This is a genomic window from Candidatus Accumulibacter sp. ACC003 (assembly GCF_907163085.1).
Lineage (GTDB): Bacteria > Pseudomonadota > Gammaproteobacteria > Burkholderiales > Rhodocyclaceae > Accumulibacter.
This window is the reverse complement of the sequence record NZ_CAJQTX010000002.1, coordinates 592,560-614,443: the sequence shown is the minus strand read 5'-3', so window position 1 is coordinate 614,443 and position 21,884 is coordinate 592,560. Positions and strand designations below refer to the sequence as shown.

Genomic DNA, 21,884 nt, shown 5'->3' with positions numbered 1-21,884 from the left:
GCGCCGCCAGTTCAGCCGTCGACGCGGTATTCGGCCGATCTGGCGTGTGCCGGCAAGCCCTCGCCGTAGGCCAGCGTCGCGGCGATGCGGCCGAGCGTTTTCGCCGCAGCGGGCGAGACGCGGATCAGGCTGGTCCGTTTCTGGAAGTCGTAGACCCCCAGCGGTGACGAGAAGCGCGCGCTACCAGACGTCGGCAGAACGTGGTTCGGGCCAGCGCAGTAATCGCCCAGCGCCTCCGACGTATGGCGGCCGATGAAAATTGCGCCAGCGTGGCGAATCTTGTCGACCCAGGCGTCGGCGTCGTCGAGCGACAGTTCGAGGTGTTCGGGAGCGATCCGGTTGGCGATCTGGCAAGCTTCATCAAGGTCGCCGACGTGGATCAGCGCGCCGCGATTTTCCAGCGCGGCACGAATCACCTGCTGGCGCGGCATGCTCGGTAGCAGGGCTTCGAGCGAAGCGGCCACGCGGTCGAGATAGGTGGCATCGGGACAGAGCAGGATCGCTTGCGCCAGTTCGTCGTGCTCGGCCTGCGAAAAGAGATCCATGGCCACCCAGTCGGGGTCGGTATGGCCATCGCAGATGATCAGGATTTCCGAAGGCCCGGCGACCATGTCGATGCCGACGACGCCGAAGACGCGGCGCTTGGCGGCGGCGACGTAGGCGTTGCCGGGGCCGACGATCTTGTCCACCTGCGGAATGCTTTGGGTGCCATACGCCAGTGCAGCAACCGCCTGCGCGCCACCGATCGTAAAGACGCGGTCGACGCCGACCAGCGCGGCGGCGGCGAGCACCAGCGGGTTGTGTTCGCCACCTGGCGTCGGCACGACCATGATCAATTCGCGCACACCGGCGACGCGTGCCGGAATCGCGTTCATCAACACCGATGACGGGTACGAGGCCTTGCCACCGGGGACGTACAGGCCGACACGGTCGAGCGGCGTGATCTTCTGGCCGAGCATCGTGCCGCCGGTCTTGGCGCGCTCGTCCGTAGCGCTCGCGGCGCGCTGCTGATCGCTGCTCTCGTCGTCCCCTTCTTCATACTGCCAGCTGCGCAGCGTTTGCCGCTGGTGGTAGCTGCGGACGCGGCTGGCGGCGGCTTCGAGCGCCTCACGCTGGCCACTTGGCAGCCCGGCCAGGGCGCGCTGCAGCGCCTCTTGCGAGACCTCCAGTTCGGCTATCGCCTGGACACCCAGACCGTCGAAGCGGCGGGTGTATTCGACCACCGCGGCGTCGCCGCGCGCCTTGACGTCGGCCAGGATACTGGCGACGGTGTCCTCGACGGCTGCGTCCTGCGCGGCCTCGAAGGCCAGCAGGGTGTTCAGGCGCGCCGTAAAATCGGCGCCGCTGCTGGTCAGCCGCTTGATCTTGATCATCGTTCGACGACGCCGGCGATGGCCGCGAGAATCGGTTCCAGCGTCTCGCGTTTGAGCTTGAGAGCGGCCTGGTTGACGATCAGCCGCGACGAGATGTCCATGATGTGCTCGACGGCCAGGAGATTGTTGGCCTTCAGCGTGCTGCCGGTCGAAACCAGGTCGACGATGGCGTCGGCGAGGCCGGCCAGCGGCGCCAGTTCCATCGAACCATACAGCTTGATCAGGTCGACATGCACGCCCTTGGCGGCGAAGTGTTCGCGGGCGATATTGACGTACTTGCTCGCCACCTTGAGGCGCGCGCCCTGCCGTACCGCATGCGCATAGTCGAAGCCGGCCGGGACGGCGACCATCATTCGGCATTTGGCGATTTTCAGGTCGATCGGCTGGTAAAGGCCGTCGCTGCCGTGTTCGAGCAGCACGTCCTTGCCGGCCACGCCGACGTCGGCAGCACCGTATTGCACGTAGGTCGGGGCGTCGGTAGCGCGGACGATAACCAAACGCACGTCGTCGCGGCTGGTCGGGATGATCAGTCGGCGTGAGGTTTCGGGGTCCTCAAGCGGCGCGATCCCGGCGGCCGCCAGCAGCGGCAGAGTTTCTTCGAAAATTCGGCCCTTGGAGAGGGCGATGGTAATGCCATTCACGGCGTCTTTCCTGCTCGACAACGAAGCGCGCATTTTACCTCAAGGCGCTTAGCGGCGTTGCCAGCCCGCACGGCGGCGCGTCAGCGCCTGGCATGTCGGCGGCCCGAGACGGCTGGCAGGCGCGGCGACGACACGGCCGCAGGCGTGGACGACGCAAAGTTTGAGCATAAATCGCGTATTATTCGCGCGCAGCGTCGCCCGCGGGGCGATACAAGAGCAAAAAGACAACAAATGTGCGGCATCACAACCTGTTCGGACGGCTCGTTCGGTGGCTGACGGGGTGCTGGCAAGCGATCGCTGGGGGATCTGGCGTGTCGCTGATATTGGAGGAGTGTTGGCATGGAACAAATGAATCTTTATCTCAATCTCGTACTTATTCTGTTCTTCATCGCCGGCAACGCTTTCTTTGTCGGGTCGGAGATTGCCATCTCGTCGGCGCGTCGTAGCCGCATCAAACAGCTGTCCGAGATGGGTGACAAGCGCGCCGCCAGGGTCGAGATGCTGCACAACGAACCCGAACGCTTCTACTCGGTGACGCAGGTCGGCATCACGCTGGTCTCGCTCGGCCTGGGAGCGGTGGGGATGGAGACCATCAGCACGCTGACCGATTCGAGCTTTGTGGCGATCTTCACGATCTTCGGCGATAGCGCAGCGGTACACAAGGCCGCGCATACGATGTCCTACGTCTTTGCCTTTATCGCCATTTCCTTCCTGCACGTGGTCGCCGGCGAGCTGGCTCCCAAGGTCCTGGCTTTCCACAAGGCCGAACAGTTGAGCATGGCCGTCGGCGGCACGATCAACATTCTGTACCTGACCTTCAAGCCACTGATCCACGTCATGAAAATGTCGTCGAACGCGCTGCTCAGGCTGTTCGGGCAGAGCAATCTGGAAGGGCATGGGGAAAGCCACTTCACGATGTCGGTCGAGGAAATCCGCATGATTCTCTCGGCCAGCGAGAAAGACGGCACGCTGGCTCCCGAGGAGACACAGATGATCCGCGGCGTCTTCAAGCTCGACGAACACACCGTACGCGAGGCGATGATCCCGCGGACGCGCATCCGCGCGCTGATGCAGGACGACACGCTTGCCGAGGCGCTGCGGGTCTTCCGTGACGTGCCGCACGCGCGCTTTCCGATCTGCGACAAGAGTCTCGACCGGATTACCGGCGTGGTGGCGATCAAGGAGTTGTTGACGGTGATGGCCGAAAGTAGCGGCCAGACTCTGGAAGAGGTCAGCCAGCGACGCGTCGGTGACTTCGCACAGGCGCCGTTCATCGTACCGAACAGCAAATCGCTGAGCGACCTGCTCAAGGAATTCAAGCACAGCCGTCAGCAGATGGCGATCGTCATCGACGAATACGGTGGCACCGAGGGAATCATCACGCTCGAAGACATCCTCGAGGAAATCGTCGGCGAGTACGAGGACGAGTTCACGCGCCAGGGGCGGCGGCTGCGGAAACTGGTCGGCAGCCAGTACGAGATCGACGCGTCGATGCGCGTCACCGACCTGGAAGCACTGCTTGATTTCCCGTTCCCGCTCGACGACGACTATGTCACTCTTGCCGGATTGTTCTACAAGAAGTTGGGCAACGTGCCAAAGATTGGCGATTCGGTCGACCTCGAAGGCGGTCGCCTGACGGTACTGGAGATGGACAACCACCGGATCACTCTGCTGAAGTTTGAAGATACGGCGCTCGGCGACGACGGCGTCGTCCGCCTGGTCGAAGACTCTTCTGCGGCAGATGGCCAGCAGTACCCAACTGGTGGCTGAGCAAAGGTTTTCGCTCCGCCGAGGCAATGAGGTTACACTGCTGGCCGTCATGAAAGTGCTGGTTTCTGGTGTTTTCTGGTCGGCATGTCACTTGCGGCGTGGTTAACGCGGTTTCCAGGGGGGCTGGCGTGGGCCATGCGCCACACGCCGCTGAGCGGGGGCGCTCGCGTCAGGCGTTTACGACGGCAGCGAGTATCAGGCGAGCGGATTGGCTTGTGCATGCCGATGCGCACGCTCCCTGCAGCAGATGTAACGCTGGCGAGCACTGCCAAGAGGCGACGCGGACTGGTGTGGTAGTACTTTTTAGGCACTGCGCTGGCACGCGGCCGTACGCCTCGGCGCCAGCGGTCAGCTGCACGTTGACGGTTAGCGCTGGACTCGAATTGGGGGAGTTTGCTTATGGACGAATGGATTAAGCAGATACCTGCCTGGATCGATTTGGAACTGGTCATCCGGCTTAGCGTTCAGGTTGCACTGCTGACCGCCTCGGCGTTCTTTTCGGGATCCGAAACAGCGCTTTTTTCGCTGACTTCCTTCGATATGCAGAGGCTGCAGAACAGCCAACACCCGCGCTTCAAGAGTATCCAGGAGATGCTCGAAGAGCCGCGCCGCCTGATCATCTCGCTGTTGTGTGGCAACGAGTTGGTGAACATCGCCTCGTCGGCGAACATGGCGGCGATCCTGTTGAAGTATTTCAGCGAAGACGAAACGACCTTACTCAATATTCTGGTGATGGTTCCGCTGCTCCTACTGGTCGGTGAGGTGACGCCGAAGACCATCGCCGTCACGCATCCGATCATGGTTTCTACCCGCATTTCGGCGGCGCTCTTGCCGCGATGGATCGCTTTCGTCGCGCCGCTGCGCAAGGTGGTGCGCGCGATCGCTGACCGCATCACCACGGCCATCGTTGGTGAGCCGGTCAAGAAGGAAAACATCCTTCATTCCGACGAGTTTCGTACCCTGGTGGAGGAAGGCGAGGCCAGTGGCGAGATCGTGCCGACCGAGCGGATTCTCATCGACAACATGCTGGAGGCCTCGGAAGCCGAGGTCGTAGACATCATGACGCCGATTTCGAGCATGGTTTCGTTTGATGTGGAGCAACCTCTGTGTCAACTAGTGGAGGCCTTTCAGGCCGTCCACCACGCCCGCGTGCCTTTGTTCGAGGACAACCCTTCGAACATCGTCGGTTTTGTTCATTCCGAAGACGTGATCAAGCTGGTTCGTAGCGGTGCCGACATAACGGCAATCAAGGTCCGCGACGTGATGCGCCAAGCCCATTTCGTCCCGTCGACCAAGAAGGTGGACGAGATGGTCGAATTCTTCCAGGAGAACCGCACGCGGCTGGCGCTGGTGATCGGCGAATACGCCAACGTTCTGGGAATTGTCTCGATCCGCGACGTCGCCGCGTTCATGCTGGGCAAGCTGGCGCCGCCGTCGCAGGAGCCCGGCGTTCGCGAGATCGAGGTGAGCAAGGTCTATACGATTCCCGGCGACATGAGTCTGGTCGACTTCAACCAACTGGTGGGAGCCGATCTCGATGATCCGAGCATGAACACCGTCGGTGGCCTGATGATGCGCTTGCTGAACCGCCTGCCGAGGGTTGGCGACTCGGTGACGTTTCAAGGCTTCATTTTCGCCGTTGAACAGATGCAGGGATTGCGCATCGACCGGTTTCGCGTGACGCGGCTTGATCTCGGCCCGGACCCGGAACCCGAAGCGCCGCCGCCGCCAGCGCAGGGCCTTGAGGGCCTGCCAACGGGCGCCGAATCGCCTGCACAAGGGGCGGCCGCGATGGCCGACCCAGGGTCGGTTTTGGCAGCCGTGCCGGCAGCTTCGGCTGCTGACGAAACGGCAGACCTCGACGCCAGCTCTGCCAATAATCCGTCGGCGACAAAAGGGGTCTGAGCCATGGAAATATTCCTCGAATGCGTTTTGATCGTGATCTTCCTGTTACTCAAGGGCTTCTTCTCGGGTTCGGAGATCGCCATGGTGAACAGCGACAAGATCAGGTTGCGCCACCTCGCAAAGACCGGTGACAAGGGTGCCGCTCTGGTACTCAAGCTGTACAAGACGCCGGATGTGCTGTTGGGAACGACGCTGGTGGGGACCAACGTCGCGACGGTGACCGTTACCACGCTGATTACCCTGATCTTCATCGAGTTCCTCGGGCCCAGTGGGGACATCATCTCGGTGGTGTTGGCGACGCCGTTTCTGCTGATCCTCGGGGAGATCGTTCCGAAGAGCATCTACCAGCAAAAAGCGGACTTCCTGGTAACCCGCATCGTTTTCGCCCTGCGCTTCTTTTCCTGGCTTTACTATCCGGTGATCTTCGTCTTCAGTCGCATCGCGCGCTTTGCGACGCGCCTGGCGGGCGGTAGCACGCCCGACAAGAGTGGCCTGATCACCCGCGAGGAGCTGCGCATGCTGCTCGAGATGTCATCGAGCAGCGACGACGACGGTAGTTTTGACGCCGAGAAGGTGGCGCGCATCACGCGCTTCTCGGAGACTTCGGTGGGCGAAGTGATGACCCCACTGGACGAAGTGGTGGGCCTCAGCGAGCACGCCAGCATGGAGGAGGCGGTGACCCTGGTGCTTACGCACGGCTACAATCGTTTGCCGGTCTATCGCGGCAACATGTCCAACGTCGTCGGCATCCTGACGCTGAACTCATGGGACTTGATGGCCGCCGACATCAACAGCAAACCCAAGGCCAGCTACATCCAGGAGCCGGTCTATGTAACTTCCAAACAGCCCATCGATCGAACGATCCAGACCCTGCTGTCGCGTCCGATCGACTTCATGGCGGTGGTAGTCAACGAATTCGGCCTGGCCATCGGCATTCTCAGCATGGAAGACATCTTCGAGGAGGTGGTCGGAGAAATCGATGTCGGCTACGATTTCGACGAGTACGAATCGCACCGGAGCAAGCAGCGCATCATGATCAAAGCGCTGGGGCCCGACGAGTTCCTGGTCGATGGGCGCACGCCGATTTCGCAGATCAACGAGGAACTTCACCTCAACATACCAATGGAGGCGGCGCATACCGTGGCTGGACTGATGATCAACCGGCTGCGCACCATTCCACCCGTGGGTAGCCAGATTCGCGAGGAAAGCTACCAATTCACGGTGCGGACGGTGAGCGCGCGCACCGTTACCAAGGTGCACATCAAGCGGGTTTGATGGCCAATCGCCGCTCATCGTCGGGGCGCCACAGCCCGTCAAGACGGGTGCTGCTAGAGTGGCGGCCGCCGGTTTTTCGCGCCTCGGCCGCGGCGCAGGATAGTCGTCGTTGAACGCTGTTGGCGCGAGGGCCTTCCGGTAGTGGCCGGTCGGTCGCCACGCATCCGGGATGACCGCCGCCGCCGGAAAACTCAGCGAACGCAGTCCACCGAGTACACCGGCTTGCCGTTGACCATCGCCTTGACCAGGCCGTGGACGTCGGTTTCGAAGCCCGGGAATCTTTCGTTGAAGTCGCGCGCGAAGCGGAGATAGCGAACGATCGTGGCGTTGAACCGCTCACCCGGGATGAGCAGCGGAATTCCTGGCGGGTAGGGCGTCAGCAAGGTGCTGGTAATCCGCCCTTCAAGATCGTCGATCGGCACGCGGTCGATCTCGCGGTGCGCCATGCGGGCAAACGCGTCGGCCGGCTTCATCGCCGGTTCCATGTTCGAGAGGTACATCGTGGTGGTCAGGTGCGCCACGTCGTTGGTCGCGTAGATGCCGTGAATCTGCTTGCAGAGGTCTTTCAGGCCGTAGCGTTCGTAACGCGGATTCTTCGCCAGAAACTCGGGCATCACCTTCGACAGCGGCAGGTTCTGGTCGTAACCATCCTTGAACTGCTGCAGTTCGGTGACCATCGTGTTCCAGCGACCCTTGGTGATGCCAATCGTGAACATGATGAAGAATGAATACAGGCCGCATTTTTCGACGATGACGCCGTGTTCGGCCAGGTACTTGGTGACGATGGCCGCCGGAATTCCCCAGTCGGCGAAATCGCCGTCGACGTCGAGCCCGGGCGTGATGATCGTCGCCTTGATCGGGTCGAGCATGTTGAAACCGTCGGCGAGCATGCCGAAGCCGTGCCAGCGTTCGCCGGGTTTGAGGATCCACGCCGCACGCTCTTCGATTCCCTCTTCCGACAGGTCGTCGGGCCCCCAGACCTTGAACCACCAGTCGGCGCCCCACTCCTGCTCGACCTTGCGCATGGTGCGCCGGAAATTGAGCGCCTCGGCGATCGACTCCTCGACCAGCGCCGTGCCGCCGGGCGCGTCCATCATCGCCGCCGCGACGTCGCAGGAAGCGATGATCGCGTATTGCGGCGACGTCGAGGTGTGCATCAGATAGGCTTCGTTGAAGATGTCACGGTCGAGTTTTCGTCCTTGCGAATCCTGAACCAGAATTTGCGACGCCTGCGAGAGCCCGGCGAGCAGCTTGTGCGTCGATTGCGTCGAGAAGATCATCGAGTCTTTGCAGCGCGGCCGATCGGCGCCGATCGCATGGTAATCGCCGTAGAACTCGTGGAAAGCCGCGTGCGGCAGCCAGGCTTCGTCGAAGTGCAGGGTATCGATCTCGCCGTCGAGCATTTCCTTGATCTCCTCGACGTTGTAGAGGATGCCGTCGTAGGTGCTCTGAGTGATGGTCAATACCCGCGGCCTGGCCTTGACCTCGCGCGCGAACGGGTGCGCGTCGATCTTCTGGCGGATGTTTTCCCAGCGGAACTGCTCTTTCGGAATCGGCCCGATGATGCCGTAGTGGTTGCGAGTCGGCATCAGGAACACCGGTATGGCGCCGGTCATGATGATCGCGTGGAGTACCGACTTGTGGCAGTTGCGGTCGACGACGACGATGTCGCCGGGAGCGACCGTCGAGTGCCAGACGATCTTGTTCGACGTCGAGGTGCCGTTGGTGACGAAATACAGGTGGTCGGCGTTGAAGATACGTGCCGCATTGCGCTCCGAGGCGGCAACCGGACCGGTGTGGTCGAGCAGTTGTCCGAGTTCCTCGACGGCGTTGCAGACGTCTGCACGCAGCATGTTTTCGCCGAAGAACTGGTGGAACATCCGGCCCACCGGGCTTTTCAGGAAAGCTACGCCACCCGAGTGCCCCGGGCAGTGCCACGAATACGAGCCGTCCTCGGCATAATGCGTGAGCGCGCGGAAGAACGGCGGCGCCAGACTTTCCAGGTAGGCCTTGGCTTCGCGAATGACGTAACGGCCGATGAACTCGGGGGTATCCTCGAACATGTGGATGAAGCCGTGCAACTCGCGCAGCACGTCGTTCGGGATGTGCACCGAGGTTCGCGTCTCGCCGTAGAGGAAGATCGGGATATCCTCGTTGCGACAGCGTATTTCCTTGACGAAGGCGCGCAGGCTGGCGACGGTGTGCTCTGCTTTGCCGTCTCTGAAGTCTTCGTCGTCGATCGACAGGATGAACGCCGAGGCACGACTCTGCTGTTGCGCGAACGACGTCAGGTCACCGTAGCTGGTCACCCCAATGACTTCAAAACCCTTTTTCTCGATCGCTTTGGCCAGCGCCCGGATACCCAGGCCTCCGGGGTTCTCGGAACGGTAGTCTTTGTCGATGATGATTACCGGGAATTCGAAACGCATGACCAGTCCAGTATGAAGTCAACGGTGGGAGGGCGGCAGCATGAGCGCGGTGGCGAGGCGATGGTCGGCAATCCCGTGGGTCTTCTGGCGGCGGTCGTGCACCACCTCACATCTTCGGCAGGGTTACCCCGACCTGGCCCTGGTACTTGCCACCACGGTCCTTGTACGACGTTTCACACTCCTCGTCGGCTTCGAAGAACAGCACCTGCGCGATGCCCTCGTTGGCGTAGATTTTGGCCGGCAGCGGCGTCGTGTTCGAGAACTCCAGTGTCACGTAGCCTTCCCACTCGGGTTCGAAAGGCGTGACATTGACGATGATGCCGCAGCGCGCATAGGTACTCTTGCCGAGACAGACGGTCAGGACGCTGCGCGGGATCCGGAAGTATTCGACGGTACGCGCCAGGGCAAACGAGTTCGGTGGAATGATGCAGAAGTCGTTCTTGACCTCGACGAATGAATTGGGATCGAAATTTTTCGGGTCGACGATCGTCGAGTTGAGATTGGTGAACAGCTTGAATTCGTCCGAGCAGCGGATGTCGTAGCCGTAGCTCGAGGTGCCGTAGGAAACGATCCGGCGACCATCGATCTCGCGGACCTGATTGGCCTCGAAAGGATCGATCATGCCGTTCTCCGTCGCCATGCGGCGGATCCACTTATCCGATTTGATCGACATTGCTGTGCTCACCCGAATCCCGACATTGCGGGAAAAGCGACCATTCTACGGCGTCCGGGCGAGGGAAGAAACCGCTTCTCACGAGTGCGCGGGCGCCGGTCGCCAGACGCGTGTGAAAATCTGCTCGGTTTTGCCTGCGTCCGCCGCTCTACCGGCCTGGTCTCGCCGCTAGAGCCTGGCGCCTGCCGTCGGACGGAGAGGGGGGCGGCCCGTGGTGGGCCGCCGCCTGTGGGCCGCAACCGTCATATCATTGCGCGACCTCGGTCGTTTCCACCCACTCGTGTTCTCTTTCATCATCGGGGCTTGCCCGAGCTGCCTCACGCAATGACTGTTGGGCTTGGCGGTTGCCAGTTTTCGCCGCGCACCGGGAGCGAAAAGCTGTCGGGAAACTTTACACCCTGTGTAGGCTTAGCCGCCTACAGCGAAAAATAAGTAAAAAAAACATGGTCAAGAGCTGTAAGGCATGAATGTTGCTTGTTTGACAACCGTTGCTTAGCTTGTTGGGAGCAAGTCGTTTGGCGGCTGTCTGGCAGTCAGGACGGAACGGGGCGGAGGTCGATTTGCATGAATGACAAGCACCAGGGGAAGGTTGTCGTAAATACTGCGCGCGCTGCTGACGCTCTCGACTGCGCTTTGCGTGCCTATGCTGAGCAGCCCCAATTTCGCAGCGCCGAGGGGCACGAAGTCATCTTTGACAACCCGTTCCACCGGCCCGTGCGCGCACACGATTTGTCCTTCCTCGACTTTTCTCGGCCGATAGATCAACAGCAAGCATATGCCTTGAGTGCGCTCATGGGTAACCGCATGCTGCTCAACATCTACGAGGCGGACCTGCCTTTCGTCGGGCAGCTGTCGTCGGCGCAGAGCGTCGCCGATCGAATGGCGTTCTACTCGACCGGTAACCGCGCGCTCGGCGAGCAAGTGCGCCCGGCGTTGGAGCGACATTGCTTCGCATGGGTCGACGATTCTGCTGACAGCGCTGATGAGCAAGAGCAAACGACCACAGACCTGATCGAACGGTCGTTGGCCCAATTCGTGGACTCGGCGCGCGCCGTCGCGCAAGCGATCGACGCTGCCGATGCTCCCACCCGTATGGCGCAACTCCTCGCGATTCAGATATGCGGTCCGCTGCGCGCGCGCGACCTGGCTCTTCAGCGCTACGCGATTGCCGGCTCGGACGGCCTCTGGGGCGACTGGATCGCCGCTGCGGTTCGGGCGGCGCATACCCGGCGCCGCGGGACATCGGCTTTGGCTCGTGCGGCGCAATTGAGCGAAACCCCGCACGCGTATTGGCAGTTCTACTTGGGGTCGCAGCTAGCGGTTGCGAACTATTTGTCGCGTGCCCTCAGGGATCCGAGCAGGTTCTTCGAAGCCGTGGGAGCCATCGCCATCGATCGACTTTGTTCCGTCGAGCTTGCCCGATGTTGGCGCGATCTCCTGGTGTCGGCATTCGGCCCCGACGCAGCCCCGTCTAGTGGCCGGGCAGTTTGTGCAAACGAGGCGCTTGCGAGTGAAGTGTTGTCCCGGATCGAGCAGCTGCCGGGAATGCGGCAGACCGAGTGTCTGCGCGCCTTCCAGCGAGGCGTGCAAGGCATGTGCCAGATTCTTGTCGCCGCCAACGACGATCTCGTTCAGCAGATTGCGTGGGCCGGCCATGCCATCGACAATCGCCGGTTGGCAGAAGACTATACGCGGGTCATCCGTGAGCGCTCTTTGGCAGTCGACATGGAAACCTACGTCGAACCATCGAGCGAGCGATCCACGACACATGTACATGACACTGACCGGCTTTTGGTCATCGAATCGGGTGAGATGGATTTCTGGCACAGCTACGGCGAGCCATTGCATTTTGTGCCTGGCGACATGATCTTCGTCCCCAGGCACCGCCTGCATGGCTCGGTCGTTACCACCAGTCAATGCGTTTATCATCAGCCGATCGTGGACGGGGAACTGCGCGAGTTCTTCGCTCACCTGCGGCCGATGCATTAGCAGACTGGTCTCATGGATGTGAACATCTTGCCCGGCGCTGGCGAGATCCGGGCGGCTCACATGGAACGTTGGTCCTCCACGCCAGACTAGATGCGGTATGGCTGGAACGAAACGGTCTGCGCCCGCAGTGCCTACTGACCGTCGCCTGCGCACTCGTCGTGGCGCGGATCAATGACGCCGACTCGGCAAGCTTGGCTATCTCTGGCGATGGCTCGCACGAGGCCACTCGTGTTCTGCGGGTTGACGTGTCGCTGGCGCAGGATCCTATCCGACTGTGCCGTGATGTCGATAGGCACGTTTCAGGCTCCAGCCACGAGCCCGCCACGGCAGCCTATGATGCATTGCTGGCCATCACCAGCGTTCGTCGTCCATTGCCGAGTAAATTGTCCGGTGAATTTCGCCTTGGTCTCGGTATCGTCATCGAGGGGCTGACCGTGCGCGAAATTGCGATTACCTATGACCCTCGGGTAACGGCGGCGGCCATGGTAACGTCGATCGAGCGCGGAATCATCCGCGCCGCGGCATGCATCCCGACTTGTCGCGCGCTGAGTGACATTGAGTGGCTCAGCGCGGAGGAATACCAGCGCATCGTGTACCGATGGAATGCTACCCGAGCTTCCTACAACTACGAACGATGCCTGCATTGGCTCTTCGAGGAGCAGGCGCAGCGTACGCCCGACGCGGTGGCTCTGGAGTTCCAAGGGGATGTACTTTCCTATTCCGAGCTTGAGCGACGCTCGCGCAGCCTGGCCTGCGAGTTGCGCTGTCGTGGCGTCGATTGCGACGTACTCGTGCCACTGTGTGCCGAGCGTTCGGTCGCCATGGTCATCGGAATTCTCGGCATACTGCGAGCCGGTGGCGCCTACGTTCCGATCGATCCACGCTCTCCCGACGAACACACCGCGCGCGTGCTCAAGGACGTTGCGCCTCGATTGTTGGTCATCGAGGCACGGTGGCAGGATCGCATGGCACGATTCGGGCTGCCACTGCTGCCGCTCGACGATCTTCCAGCGACCGGCGAAGCTGAGCCCTGTCTCGGCTTCGGGAGGTCGGATGCACTCGCCTGTGTCATACATACATCGGGCTCTACGGGGGTACCGAAGGGGACACTCCTCGAACACCGCGCGCTGCTGAACAACATTCTGTGGCTGCAAGAAAACTGGCCACTCGGTACCGGCGAGGCGGTCTTGCAGAAAACACCGTTCACCTTCGACGTCTCTATCAAGGAGTTTCTCTGGCCCCTTTGCGTCGGCGGACGACTCGTCGTGGCAGAGCCTGGTCGGCATTTGAACATGCCCTATCTGGCGCGCCTCATGCAGGAACATCGCGTTGCCGTGGCCCATTTCGTACCTTCAATCCTCCAGTCGTTTCTCGCCATGCCGGGTGTTGAGGCGTGTGACAGCCTGCGCCTGGTGATGTGTGGCGCCGAGGTCCTTCCGCCCGAAGTTGTCGGCCGGTTTTTCAGCCTGCTGGGCGCGAAGCTTCTCCACCTCTACGGGCCCACCGAGGCAGCCATCTCCGTAACCGGATGGGAGTGTGATCGATTCGTGGAGTCGCTACGCGCCGTGCCTTTGGGACGGCCGATGTCCAATGTTCATATTCACCTGCTCAATCGGGCGATGCAGCCTGTTCCTCCGGGAGTGCCCGGCGAACTTTTTATTGGCGGTGTCGCGCTCGCACGCGGCTATCTGCGTCAGCCTCGCCTGACGCAGCAATGCTTTGTCGACGACCCGTTTGCCGTGCCCGGAAGCGCGGGTCGTCTCTATCGAACGGGGGACCGAGCCCGCTACACTGCAGACGGTGTCATCGAGTTTCTCGGGCGATTCGACCGGCAGGTGAAGATAAATGGCACTCGAATCGAGCCCGGAGAAATCGAGATCACGCTGCGCCAGCATCCTGCTCTGGATCGCGCTGCGGTCGCTGCGATTCCCGACGGGCATGGGCGCAAGCACCTCATCGCCTATGTAGTGGGCAAGACGGCTGCGGCTTGCCCCAGCCCCTTCGAATTACACCGGTATTGCACGGCAAAACTGCCGGCCTACATGGTGCCCAGCGCGTTTGTTGCTCTTTCACAGTTACCGCTGCTGGCCAACGGCAAGGTCGACTATGCCGCCTTGCCAGTTTCAGCTTAGCGTTTAAAGGACTGCGGACATGCTCGTCACCTCATCGCGGCGACTAGCCGACTATCGCCAGCGCGTGCTGCTGGGCGATTTGGTCGGCCGGGCGGTTCAGACCCCGGAGTGGTTCATTCGCTGCCTGGAAACCTTTCACACGATAGTCACCGACCCGGAGTATCCGTGCTATTTCGGTAGTGCTGCTGCACACCGCGGCGAACTCTACTACACGATCTCCGACCCGTGTACACAGCACCTGCTTGCGCGCACCTTGCAGAACTTCCTTGCCAACGCCAGGCTGGTTCCGGATGAGAGGCGCAACCTTACAGTATTCTTTCCTCCCGACGCGCTGCCGCTCGCGCACTCGGAATACGAGCGGCGATTTTGGTCAGTACTTCGTGCCCTGCACCAGGCCGATGCCAGCCCTTGGCCAGATTCGGTTTCAGTCGACCCCGACCAAGCAAGTTGGGAGTTCTGCTTCGCCGGCGAGCCGGTGTTTGTCTTTTGCGCGGCTCCAAGCTACCGCTTGCGTTCCAGTCGCAATCTCGGTCCCGGCATGCTCATGCTCATGCAGCCAAGGCGTTCGTTCTTCGGCATAGAGGGCCATACACGCGCCGGCATTCAAGCGCGCAACAAGACCCGGGAGCGCCTGGAGAAGTGGGACCAAATGCCGGTGCACCCTGACCTCGGGGTGTACGGCGAGTCAGACAACCGGGAATGGAGACAGTATGTTCTCCCTGATGGCAACTCGCCGGTGACTGGCACCTGCCCTTTTGCGACACGAAGCGTCGGTGCACGACGGGAATCGCCGACCAGGCATGACTTCGAGTGCAATGAATAGCTCGCGGTTTGGATGATGGATGGGAAATACGAGGCCGCCGTCGAATGGCAAATGCGCCGCCGGCTGAAGCCCGTGCTCTTGGCTGATGAGTTCATCCAGCTTTCCTCGGCGGTGCTGACGGTTTTGCCTTGGCACCAGTAGAGACGCGGTTCCGCTGGTCGGACCACGACGGGCCAGAATATGCCTGGTGGGAAATTGCGACGGCGGTTGGCGCTTGATCTATCCTTTTTCCGCGTGCTTCCCCGGTTAGCCAGCCATTTGTGGCAGGGCGGTTCCTGTCCCTGTCCCAAGCAAGTGGGGTGCGAGCGTAACCGGGCGCATCAGGTTGGGCGCCAGCACGAAGAGGAGTGCGGTCGCCGCCACTTTCCCGCCCAACGGGGGCGTGGCGTCGTCAGTGAAGAGGCGTCGCGTCGCTGGCATTGGGGCCACCAGGACGCTTCAAGTCACTCCGTCATTGGCCGATGTGCCCGGCGTGGCAGCGAAAGCGCTGGGAAATATTTTCACAGGCCCTCAGGTGTTCTGCACGACTATGTTCGGGAATTTGGCGCTCATGTCGCGGCTGCGTTCGGCGATCTTGACCGCCAGGCGACGGGCAATCGTCCGGTAGATCTCGGCGGCCCGCGAGTCCGGCGCGCCGACCACCGTCGGTTTGCCCGAATCGGTCAGTTCGCGAATCGACAGTTCCAGCGGCAGCGAGCCGAGGAGCTCGGTGTCGTAGTCGCTGCACATCTGCTGGCCACCGCCCTGGCCGAAAATGTGCTCCTCATGGCCGCACTTCGAGCAGATGTGCGTGCTCATGTTTTCCACCAGGCCGAGGATCGGGATGCCGACCTTTTCAAACATCTTCAGGCCCTTGCGTGCGTCGATCAGGGCGATGTCCTGCGGGGTGGTGACGATCACCGCGCCGGTCACTGGCACCTTCTGGGCCAGCGTCAGTTGCGTATCACCGGTTCCCGGCGGCATGTCGACGATCAGATAATCGACATCGTCCCATTTGGTCTGCTTGAGCAATTGCTCGAGCGCCTGGGTGACCATCGGTCCACGCCAGACCATCGGTGAATCGATGTCGATCATGAAGCCGATCGACATCGCCTGCAGGCCATGCGCGCGCAGCGGGTCCATCGACTGGCCGTCCTCCGACTCGGGTCTCTGCCCCGTCAGGCCGAGCATCTGCGGTTGTGACGGGCCGTAGATGTCGGCGTCGAGCAGTCCCACGCTGGCGCCTTCCTGAGCCAGCGCCAGCGCCAGATTGACCGCCGTCGTGCTCTTGCCGACGCCGCCCTTGCCGGAGGCGACGGCAATGATGTTCTTGACTCCGGGCAGTGGCTTCAAGCCACGCTGCACGGTATGGGCGACGATCTTGACGCTGATGTTGACGCTGACATTGCCGACGCCGGGCAGCGCCTTGATCGCCTCGATGACCGCCTGCCGGATTTCGTCAAGCTGTGTTTTCGCCGGATAACCAAGCTCGATGTCGAGCGAAACATCGGCCCCGTCGATCCGGATGTTCTTCGCCGAACGCGTCGACAGATAGTCTTTCTGGGTGTTCGGATCGATTAGATCCTTCAGCGCCGCGTTTACGGCTTCAATCGTTACAGCCATTTGTCAAAGCTCCTTCAGTTGATACCCGAGTAATTTAGTCCAGTTTACCCGAAAAAACGGCCGAGCACACGCGCGACCGCCTGCTTTGCGCGCCGCCAGGCCGCGTGCTCCTGGCAAGACAAGGTCTTGGAATGGCGGCCGTCGCCTGTTAAGCTCGGCCGATGAAAAGGCTACCTGCACTTGCTGGCGGCAGCGATCGAAGCTGGGTGCGCGCCGCCATTCGCCGCATCGAGGCGGACTTTCAGCGCTCCAGCGACACCCATCTGATCCCTTTGCAACTACCCGGTTTCCCGGCCATCGACCTTTATCTGAAGGACGAATCGAGTCACCCGACCGGCAGCCTGAAGCACCGCCTGGCGCGTTCGCTGTTTCTCTACGCACTGTGCAATGGCTGGTTGCGCGAGGGGAGTACGGTGGTCGAGGCGTCCAGTGGTTCGACGGCGATTTCCGAGGCCTATTTTGCCCGCCTCGTCGGTCTGCCGTTTCTCGCCGTGATGCCCGAGTCGACGTCGCCGGAAAAAGTCGCGGCGATCGAATTCCAGGGCGGCCGCTGCCATTTCATCGACGATCCGATGAGCATCTACGGCGAAGCGCAGCGCCTGGCCGACAAGTTCGATGGTCACTACATGGATCAGTTTACCTATGCCGAGCGGGCGACCGACTGGCGTTCCAACAACAACATCGCCGAGTCGATCTTCCAGCAAATGCGGCTCGAGCGGCATCCCGTGCCAGCCTGGCTGATCGCCAGCGCCGGCACCGGTGGCACCGTTGCGACATTGGGCCGTTACGTACGCTACTGCGGCTGGCCAACGCGCGTCTGCGCAGCCGATGCGGAGCTATCGGTCTTCTTCGAGCACTACCTCGACCGCAATCCCGACCTTTGCCGCTACGACGGTTCGCGAATCGAAGGCATCGGCCGGCCGCGCGTCGAGGCTTCGTTTCTTCCCGACGTGATCGACGCCATGGTCAAGGTGCCGGACGTCTGGTCCGTAGCCGCGATGCATGAGCTTTCGCTGCGCCTGGGCCGTCGCGTCGGCGCGTCGACCGGCACCAACCTGATGGCCACGCTGACGTGCATGGACCACATGCGATCGCGAGGTGAAGCGGGATCGGTGGTCACCCTGCTCTGTGATTCGGGGCAGCGCTACGCGCACACCTACTATAGCGACGAGTGGCTGCAGCGGGCTGGCCTGAACTGCGCCGCGCAGCGCGTCGCTGTCGCTGCATCGTTCGATGCCGATCAGCTCGCGGTCGAACTCGCCGCCAGTTGGCAAACCGCCGGCGAACTGGCGATCGCGTCAGGCTGAAGCGGCGGCTGGCCGCCTTGTCGTGTTGTCGCCTGCCGGATTTCGTTCGCGCCGCCGAAGTTGTCGCTTCAGCTGCTGGCCGGCGAGTTGTTCTGCCGAACCCAGTTCCGCCAGCGGGCGAAGACCGCCGGGTGCAGGGCGGCGATGACCGAGCGGCGCCAGACGTCGGCATCGTCGTACTCGTCGTGCGCCAGCGTGCACATCTGCCCTCCCGCTTCGCGCAGGATCAGGTTGCCAGCCGCGTAGTCCCAGAGCATCTGGCCGCCGTGCAGGTAGAGGTCGAGTCGGCCAGCGGCGAGGTTGCACCAGTCGAGTGTCGAACTGCCGAAATTGCGCTGCGAGTAGAACGGCGGGCTGACGGCAATGCGGTCAGCGAGCTGCTTGGGGATTCGTTTGAAATCGACACCACCAACGGCGCGGCCGATGTCGCCGGTCACCTGGCGCAGCGGCAGTCGCCGGCCATTGAGGTAGGCGCCGTTACCTTCGCGGGCATAGAACATTTCATCGGTGATCGGGTTGTAGGTTACTGCCAGTCGGCTGCGCCGGGCGCGTATCCAGGCGATCGAGACGGCAAAACAGGGCAGGCCGTTGATGAAATTGGTCGTACCGTCGATCGGGTCGATGCACCACAGCCCGGCGTCGTCGTCGCTACCGTCGTGCCAGCTGGCGTGTTGCGCCGCTGGCGTCATTTCTTCGCCGATGATTGGGCAGTAGCGAATCTCTTGCAGTCGGCCGTGGAGAAAATTCTCGGCAGCCAGGTCGGCTTCCGAGCATAGCGAGCCGTCGTCCTTGCGCTGGTCGTGAATGGCCCGCAAGAAGCGCGGCATGATCTCGCGCTGTGCGACCTCGCGGACCAGCGCGACGGTCGCGTCGAGCATCCGTTTTAGTTCACTGTCAGAGGTCGTCGGCGGTGCCGCGCTGTCCAACTCGCTCATCGCGAATCTCGTCGTGAATCAACTGCGCCACTTGATCGAGCAGCCGATGCTGGCGATCTGCTTGCGCGGACCGCAGCCGGTCTCGGCGACCTGACGCATCGCCTCAAACAGCTCGCGTCGGCAATCGGGCGCTGCCGGCTGGCGGCCGCTGGCATCGAGACGGCCGCGGTACTGCAATTCCAGGTCGCCGTTGAAGCCGAAGAAATCGGGCGTGCAGACGGCGCCGTAGCGGCGTGCGACGCTCTGCTCGGCGTCGTAAAGGTAGGGGAAAGAGAAGTCGAGCTGGCTCGCCAGGCGTTGCATGTTTTCAAGGGAATCCTCGGGGTACTCGGTCGGGTCGTTGCTCATGATTGCGGCGACGCCGATGCCCATGGTTTGCAACTCGCGCGCCTCGCGGCAGATGCGATCAAGCACCGCCTTGACGTAGGGGCAGTGGTTGCAGATGAACATCAACAGCAGCCCGTTCGTACCGCGCAGCGACGCCAGCGTGTGCCGCGAACCGCTGCTGTCAGCAAGTTCGAAGTCGACGGCTGGCCAGCCGAAATCACACACCGGTGTATTGAGTGCCATGCGAGAGCCGCCTCCAAAGAACGATCAGCCAACACTTAAGATCTTATAATACCATGGTGAATGATCCCCGTTTTCATTGCCCGATGCCGCTAGCGGCCGGCACGCAAGCCGATTTGCCCGAGCGCGTCGCGCATCATGCGAGCAGGGTTCTGCGCTTGCGGCGCGGTGACGGCTTGACCTTGTTCAATGGCTGCGGTGGCGAATATGCTGCGAGAATAGTCGGCAGCGAGCGTTCGCGAGTCACTGTCGAAGTGCTCGAATGGCGGGCCAGCGAACGCGAGTCACCGCTTTCGATCACCCTGGTGCAGGCGCTGCAGACCGGTGAAAAAATGGACCTGACGGTGCAGAAAGCCGTCGAGCTCGGCGTCCGGCGCATCGTGCCGGTGATCTCGCGACGCAGCGTCGTCCGTCTTGCCGATCAGCGCGCCGTGCGCCGGCTCGAGCATTGGCGCGGTGTCGTCGTCGCCGCCTGCGAACAGTGTGGACGCAACCAGCTGCCCGAGCTGCTCGCTCCGGAGAGTCTTGAAAACTGGCTGGCACGAAGCGCCGAGCCAGGAGTTTTGCGCCTACTGCTGGCGCCGACCGGCCGGCAGTCCCTGACGAGCATGCCGACGCCGACCGCCGATCAGCGGATCGAGCTGCTGGTCGGCGCCGAGGGCGGGCTGGCGCCCGAAGAAATCGAAATGGCCTCGTTGGCTGGTTTTTTGTCGGTACGTCTGGGGCCGCGTATTCTGCGTACCGAAACGGCTGGCCTTGCTGCGCTGACAGCAATCCAGTTTTTGTGGGGTGACTTGAAGGAGGAGATGACGGATGTTTGAATCGGCCGAACTGGGACACAAGATCGACAAGGCAACGTATCGTGAGGAGGTACCGACGCTACGCGCGGCGCTGCTCGAAACGCAGGCTCTGTTACGCGACAACGGCAGTTTTCCGGTAGTCATTCTGATCAGTGGTGTCGACGGGTCGGGCAAGGGTGAAACGATCAACGTCCTCTACGAGTGGATGGATCCGCGTTACCTGTCGACGCACGCGTTCTACGCGCCGACCGCCGAAGAGAAGGCGCGTCCGTCGATGTGGCGCTACTGGCGAGCGCTGCCCCCCAAGGGGCGCATTGGCATCTTTTCGGGTTCGTGGTATTCGGCGCCGATCGCCGAACGAATCAGCAACGACATGTCGCGATCCGATTTTGATCAGCGCATGGATCAGCTCAATCGCTTCGAGGAGATGCTGGTCAACGAGGGCGCGCTGGTCCTCAAGTTCTGGATCCATCTTTCCAAGGATGCGCAACAGGAACGTCTGAAATCGATCGAGGCGAACCCCTTGACCAAGTGGCGGGTGACCAAGGCGAGCTGGGATCGCCTGAAGACCTACGACAAGTTGCAGGAGGTCGCCGGCCACCTGCTGCGTACGACGAGTACCGCCTGGGCGCCGTGGATCATCGTCGAGGGAACCGATGACCGTTATCGCTCGTTGACCGTCGGCAAGACCATCCTCGATGCGGTGCAAAAGCGCCTGGCCGATAAGCGCGAGCAGAGCGCGCCGCTGGCGCCGCCGGTCTCGCCGCGGATCGACGGGCTGGACGTGCTGAGTGCGCTCGACTTGTCGCAGAGTCTGCCCAAGGACTTCTACACCACCGAGCTCGCCAGATGGCAGGGGCGTCTGGCCGAGTTGATGCGCCATCCCGACTTCGCCAAGCGGGCCTTGATTCTCGCCTTCGAAGGTTCGGATGCGGCCGGCAAGGGTGGGGCCATCAGGCGCGTCATCTCGGCGATGGATGCGCGCCAGTATCAGCTCGTCCCGATCGCTGCGCCGACCAAGGAGGAGCTCGCGCAACCCTATCTGTGGCGCTTCTGGCGGCACATGCCGCGCCTGCGGCGGGTGACGATCTTCGACCGCACGTGGTATGGCCGGGTGCTGGTCGAGCGCGTTGAGGGTTTTTGCAGCGAAGCCGACTGGTCGCGCGCCTACGCCGAGATCAACGATTTCGAGCACGACATCTGGCACGCGGGCGGCATCGTCATCAAGTTCTGGCTGCAGATCAGCGACGAGGAGCAACTCAAGCGCTTCGAGGGGCGGGCGGAGGTCGAGCACAAGCGCTACAAAATAACCGAGGACGACTGGCGTAACCGCGAAAAGGCCGACCAATACCATGACGCCGTCTGCGACATGATGGAGCGTACGAGTTCCGGAACCGCACCATGGACAATCGTCGAGGCCAATGACAAGTATTTTGCGCGCGTCAAGGTCTTGCGGACGATCTGCGAGCGCCTCGAAAAAGAGCTCAAGCTCGAGCCGATGAAAGCGCCCAAGATGCCGACCGCAAAAAGCATCAAGGCCGCCGAGGCCAAGGCCGCCGCGAAGGAGGCTAAGGAAGAGAAGGCCGCGGCAGCCGAGGCGTCGAAAGCCGAGAAGGCGAAAGAAGCAGAACCGGCCGACGAGCAGGCGACACCCGCCACGTGA

17 protein-coding genes are annotated in these 21,884 nt (G+C 61.9%); 10 read left to right on the top strand and 7 right to left on the bottom strand.

Annotated features, from left to right (window positions below; all coding sequences use genetic code 11):
- Positions 1-11 precede the first annotated feature (11 nt).
- Positions 12-1,373, bottom strand: coding sequence for a histidinol dehydrogenase (gene hisD / locus QZ656_RS06400; RefSeq protein WP_291992589.1), 1,362 nt, complete (start codon positions 1,371-1,373; stop codon positions 12-14).
- The gene (gene hisG, locus QZ656_RS06395) at positions 1,370-2,014 is read right to left on the bottom strand and encodes an ATP phosphoribosyltransferase (RefSeq protein ID WP_291992588.1); all 645 of its coding nucleotides are present in this window, start codon (positions 2,012-2,014) and stop codon (positions 1,370-1,372) included. Before hisG ends, hisD begins: the two co-directional genes overlap by 4 nt.
- Before the next feature lie 339 nt (positions 2,015-2,353).
- On the opposite strand from hisG, the gene QZ656_RS06390 reads away from it, so the two are divergent.
- The 3 genes from QZ656_RS06390 (at position 2,354) to QZ656_RS06380 (ending at position 6,964) form a co-directional block, all read left to right on the top strand.
- Entirely contained in the window at positions 2,354-3,784 is a 1,431-nt protein-coding gene (locus QZ656_RS06390) for a hemolysin family protein (RefSeq protein WP_291992587.1), read from the top strand.
- Between the two features lie 399 nt (positions 3,785-4,183).
- A complete protein-coding gene (locus QZ656_RS06385; protein ID WP_291992586.1) occupies positions 4,184-5,689 on the top strand; it encodes a hemolysin family protein in 1,506 nt (501 codons plus the stop codon).
- A 3-nt stretch (positions 5,690-5,692) separates the two neighbouring features.
- Positions 5,693-6,964: a hemolysin family protein gene (locus QZ656_RS06380; protein ID WP_291992585.1), complete on the top strand. Its 1,272-nt coding sequence runs from the start codon at positions 5,693-5,695 to the stop codon at positions 6,962-6,964.
- 191 nt (positions 6,965-7,155) lie between these two features.
- Here QZ656_RS06380 and QZ656_RS06375 read toward each other — a convergent pair whose 3' ends face one another.
- Positions 7,156-9,393 carry an arginine/lysine/ornithine decarboxylase gene (locus tag QZ656_RS06375; RefSeq protein WP_291992584.1) on the bottom strand — a complete coding sequence of 746 codons (2,238 nt, stop codon included), beginning with the start codon at positions 9,391-9,393 and terminating at the stop codon, positions 7,156-7,158.
- Positions 9,394-9,499: 106 nt separating this feature from the next.
- Complete coding sequence (dcd, locus tag QZ656_RS06370) at positions 9,500-10,066, bottom strand: dCTP deaminase (RefSeq protein ID WP_291992583.1); 567 nt, start codon at positions 10,064-10,066, stop codon at positions 9,500-9,502.
- A gap of 564 nt (positions 10,067-10,630) precedes the next feature.
- Between dcd and QZ656_RS06365 the strand changes: the two genes are divergently transcribed.
- From QZ656_RS06365 to QZ656_RS06350, 4 genes are all read left to right on the top strand, one after another.
- Positions 10,631-12,055, top strand: coding sequence for a hypothetical protein (locus QZ656_RS06365; RefSeq protein WP_291992582.1), 1,425 nt, complete (start codon positions 10,631-10,633; stop codon positions 12,053-12,055).
- 158 nt (positions 12,056-12,213) lie between these two features.
- Positions 12,214-14,187, top strand: a complete 1,974-nt coding sequence (locus tag QZ656_RS06360; protein ID WP_291992581.1) for an amino acid adenylation domain-containing protein — start codon at positions 12,214-12,216, stop codon at positions 14,185-14,187.
- A 19-nt stretch (positions 14,188-14,206) separates the two neighbouring features.
- On the top strand, positions 14,207-15,010 hold the full coding sequence (locus tag QZ656_RS06355) for a YqcI/YcgG family protein (RefSeq protein ID WP_291992580.1): 804 nt from the start codon (positions 14,207-14,209) through the stop codon (positions 15,008-15,010).
- Between the two features lie 12 nt (positions 15,011-15,022).
- Positions 15,023-15,151: a hypothetical protein gene (locus QZ656_RS06350; RefSeq protein WP_291992579.1), complete on the top strand. Its 129-nt coding sequence runs from the start codon at positions 15,023-15,025 to the stop codon at positions 15,149-15,151.
- 369 nt (positions 15,152-15,520) lie between these two features.
- Here QZ656_RS06350 and apbC read toward each other — a convergent pair whose 3' ends face one another.
- Positions 15,521-16,612: an iron-sulfur cluster carrier protein ApbC gene (apbC, locus tag QZ656_RS06345; protein WP_291992578.1), complete on the bottom strand. Its 1,092-nt coding sequence runs from the start codon at positions 16,610-16,612 to the stop codon at positions 15,521-15,523.
- Between the two features lie 161 nt (positions 16,613-16,773).
- Between apbC and QZ656_RS06340 the strand changes: the two genes are divergently transcribed.
- The gene (locus QZ656_RS06340; protein ID WP_291992577.1) at positions 16,774-17,919 is read left to right on the top strand and encodes a PLP-dependent cysteine synthase family protein; all 1,146 of its coding nucleotides are present in this window, start codon (positions 16,774-16,776) and stop codon (positions 17,917-17,919) included.
- Positions 17,920-17,987: 68 nt separating this feature from the next.
- On the opposite strand, the gene QZ656_RS06335 is transcribed toward QZ656_RS06340, so the two are convergent.
- Together QZ656_RS06335 and QZ656_RS06330 are read right to left on the bottom strand one after the other, a co-directional pair.
- Entirely contained in the window at positions 17,988-18,797 is an 810-nt protein-coding gene (locus QZ656_RS06335; RefSeq protein WP_291992651.1) for an inositol monophosphatase family protein, read from the bottom strand.
- 75 nt (positions 18,798-18,872) lie between these two features.
- Positions 18,873-19,424 carry a thioredoxin family protein gene (locus QZ656_RS06330; RefSeq protein ID WP_291992576.1) on the bottom strand — a complete coding sequence of 184 codons (552 nt, stop codon included), beginning with the start codon at positions 19,422-19,424 and terminating at the stop codon, positions 18,873-18,875.
- Between the two features lie 53 nt (positions 19,425-19,477).
- Between QZ656_RS06330 and QZ656_RS06325 the strand changes: the two genes are divergently transcribed.
- Positions 19,478-20,242 carry a 16S rRNA (uracil(1498)-N(3))-methyltransferase gene (locus QZ656_RS06325; RefSeq protein ID WP_291992575.1) on the top strand — a complete coding sequence of 255 codons (765 nt, stop codon included), beginning with the start codon at positions 19,478-19,480 and terminating at the stop codon, positions 20,240-20,242.
- Positions 20,235-21,884 carry a polyphosphate:AMP phosphotransferase gene (gene pap / locus QZ656_RS06320; protein ID WP_291992574.1) on the top strand — a complete coding sequence of 550 codons (1,650 nt, stop codon included), beginning with the start codon at positions 20,235-20,237 and terminating at the stop codon, positions 21,882-21,884. Before QZ656_RS06325 ends, pap begins: the two co-directional genes overlap by 8 nt.

Bases quoted from the DNA above. Each gene is read 5' to 3' on its own strand.
- hisD (WP_291992589.1), bottom strand. From the start codon at position 1,373: ATGATCAAGATCAAGCGGCTGACCAGCAGCGGCGCCGATTTTACGGCG.
- QZ656_RS06390 (WP_291992587.1), top strand. From the start codon at position 2,354: ATGGAACAAATGAATCTTTATCTCAATCTCGTACTTATTCTGTTCTTC.
- QZ656_RS06385 (WP_291992586.1), top strand. From the start codon at position 4,184: ATGGACGAATGGATTAAGCAGATACCTGCCTGGATCGATTTGGAACTG.
- QZ656_RS06380 (WP_291992585.1), top strand. From the start codon at position 5,693: ATGGAAATATTCCTCGAATGCGTTTTGATCGTGATCTTCCTGTTACTC.
- QZ656_RS06375 (WP_291992584.1), bottom strand. From the start codon at position 9,393: ATGCGTTTCGAATTCCCGGTAATCATCATCGACAAAGACTACCGTTCC.
- dcd (WP_291992583.1), bottom strand. From the start codon at position 10,066: ATGTCGATCAAATCGGATAAGTGGATCCGCCGCATGGCGACGGAGAAC.
- QZ656_RS06365 (WP_291992582.1), top strand. From the start codon at position 10,631: ATGAATGACAAGCACCAGGGGAAGGTTGTCGTAAATACTGCGCGCGCT.
- QZ656_RS06355 (WP_291992580.1), top strand. From the start codon at position 14,207: ATGCTCGTCACCTCATCGCGGCGACTAGCCGACTATCGCCAGCGCGTG.
- QZ656_RS06350 (WP_291992579.1), top strand. From the start codon at position 15,023: ATGATGGATGGGAAATACGAGGCCGCCGTCGAATGGCAAATGCGCCGC.
- apbC (WP_291992578.1), bottom strand. From the start codon at position 16,612: ATGGCTGTAACGATTGAAGCCGTAAACGCGGCGCTGAAGGATCTAATC.
- QZ656_RS06340 (WP_291992577.1), top strand. From the start codon at position 16,774: ATGAAAAGGCTACCTGCACTTGCTGGCGGCAGCGATCGAAGCTGGGTG.
- QZ656_RS06335 (WP_291992651.1), bottom strand. From the start codon at position 18,797: ATGCTCGACGCGACCGTCGCGCTGGTCCGCGAGGTCGCACAGCGCGAG.
- QZ656_RS06330 (WP_291992576.1), bottom strand. From the start codon at position 19,424: ATGGCACTCAATACACCGGTGTGTGATTTCGGCTGGCCAGCCGTCGAC.
- QZ656_RS06325 (WP_291992575.1), top strand. From the start codon at position 19,478: ATGGTGAATGATCCCCGTTTTCATTGCCCGATGCCGCTAGCGGCCGGC.
- pap (WP_291992574.1), top strand. From the start codon at position 20,235: ATGTTTGAATCGGCCGAACTGGGACACAAGATCGACAAGGCAACGTAT.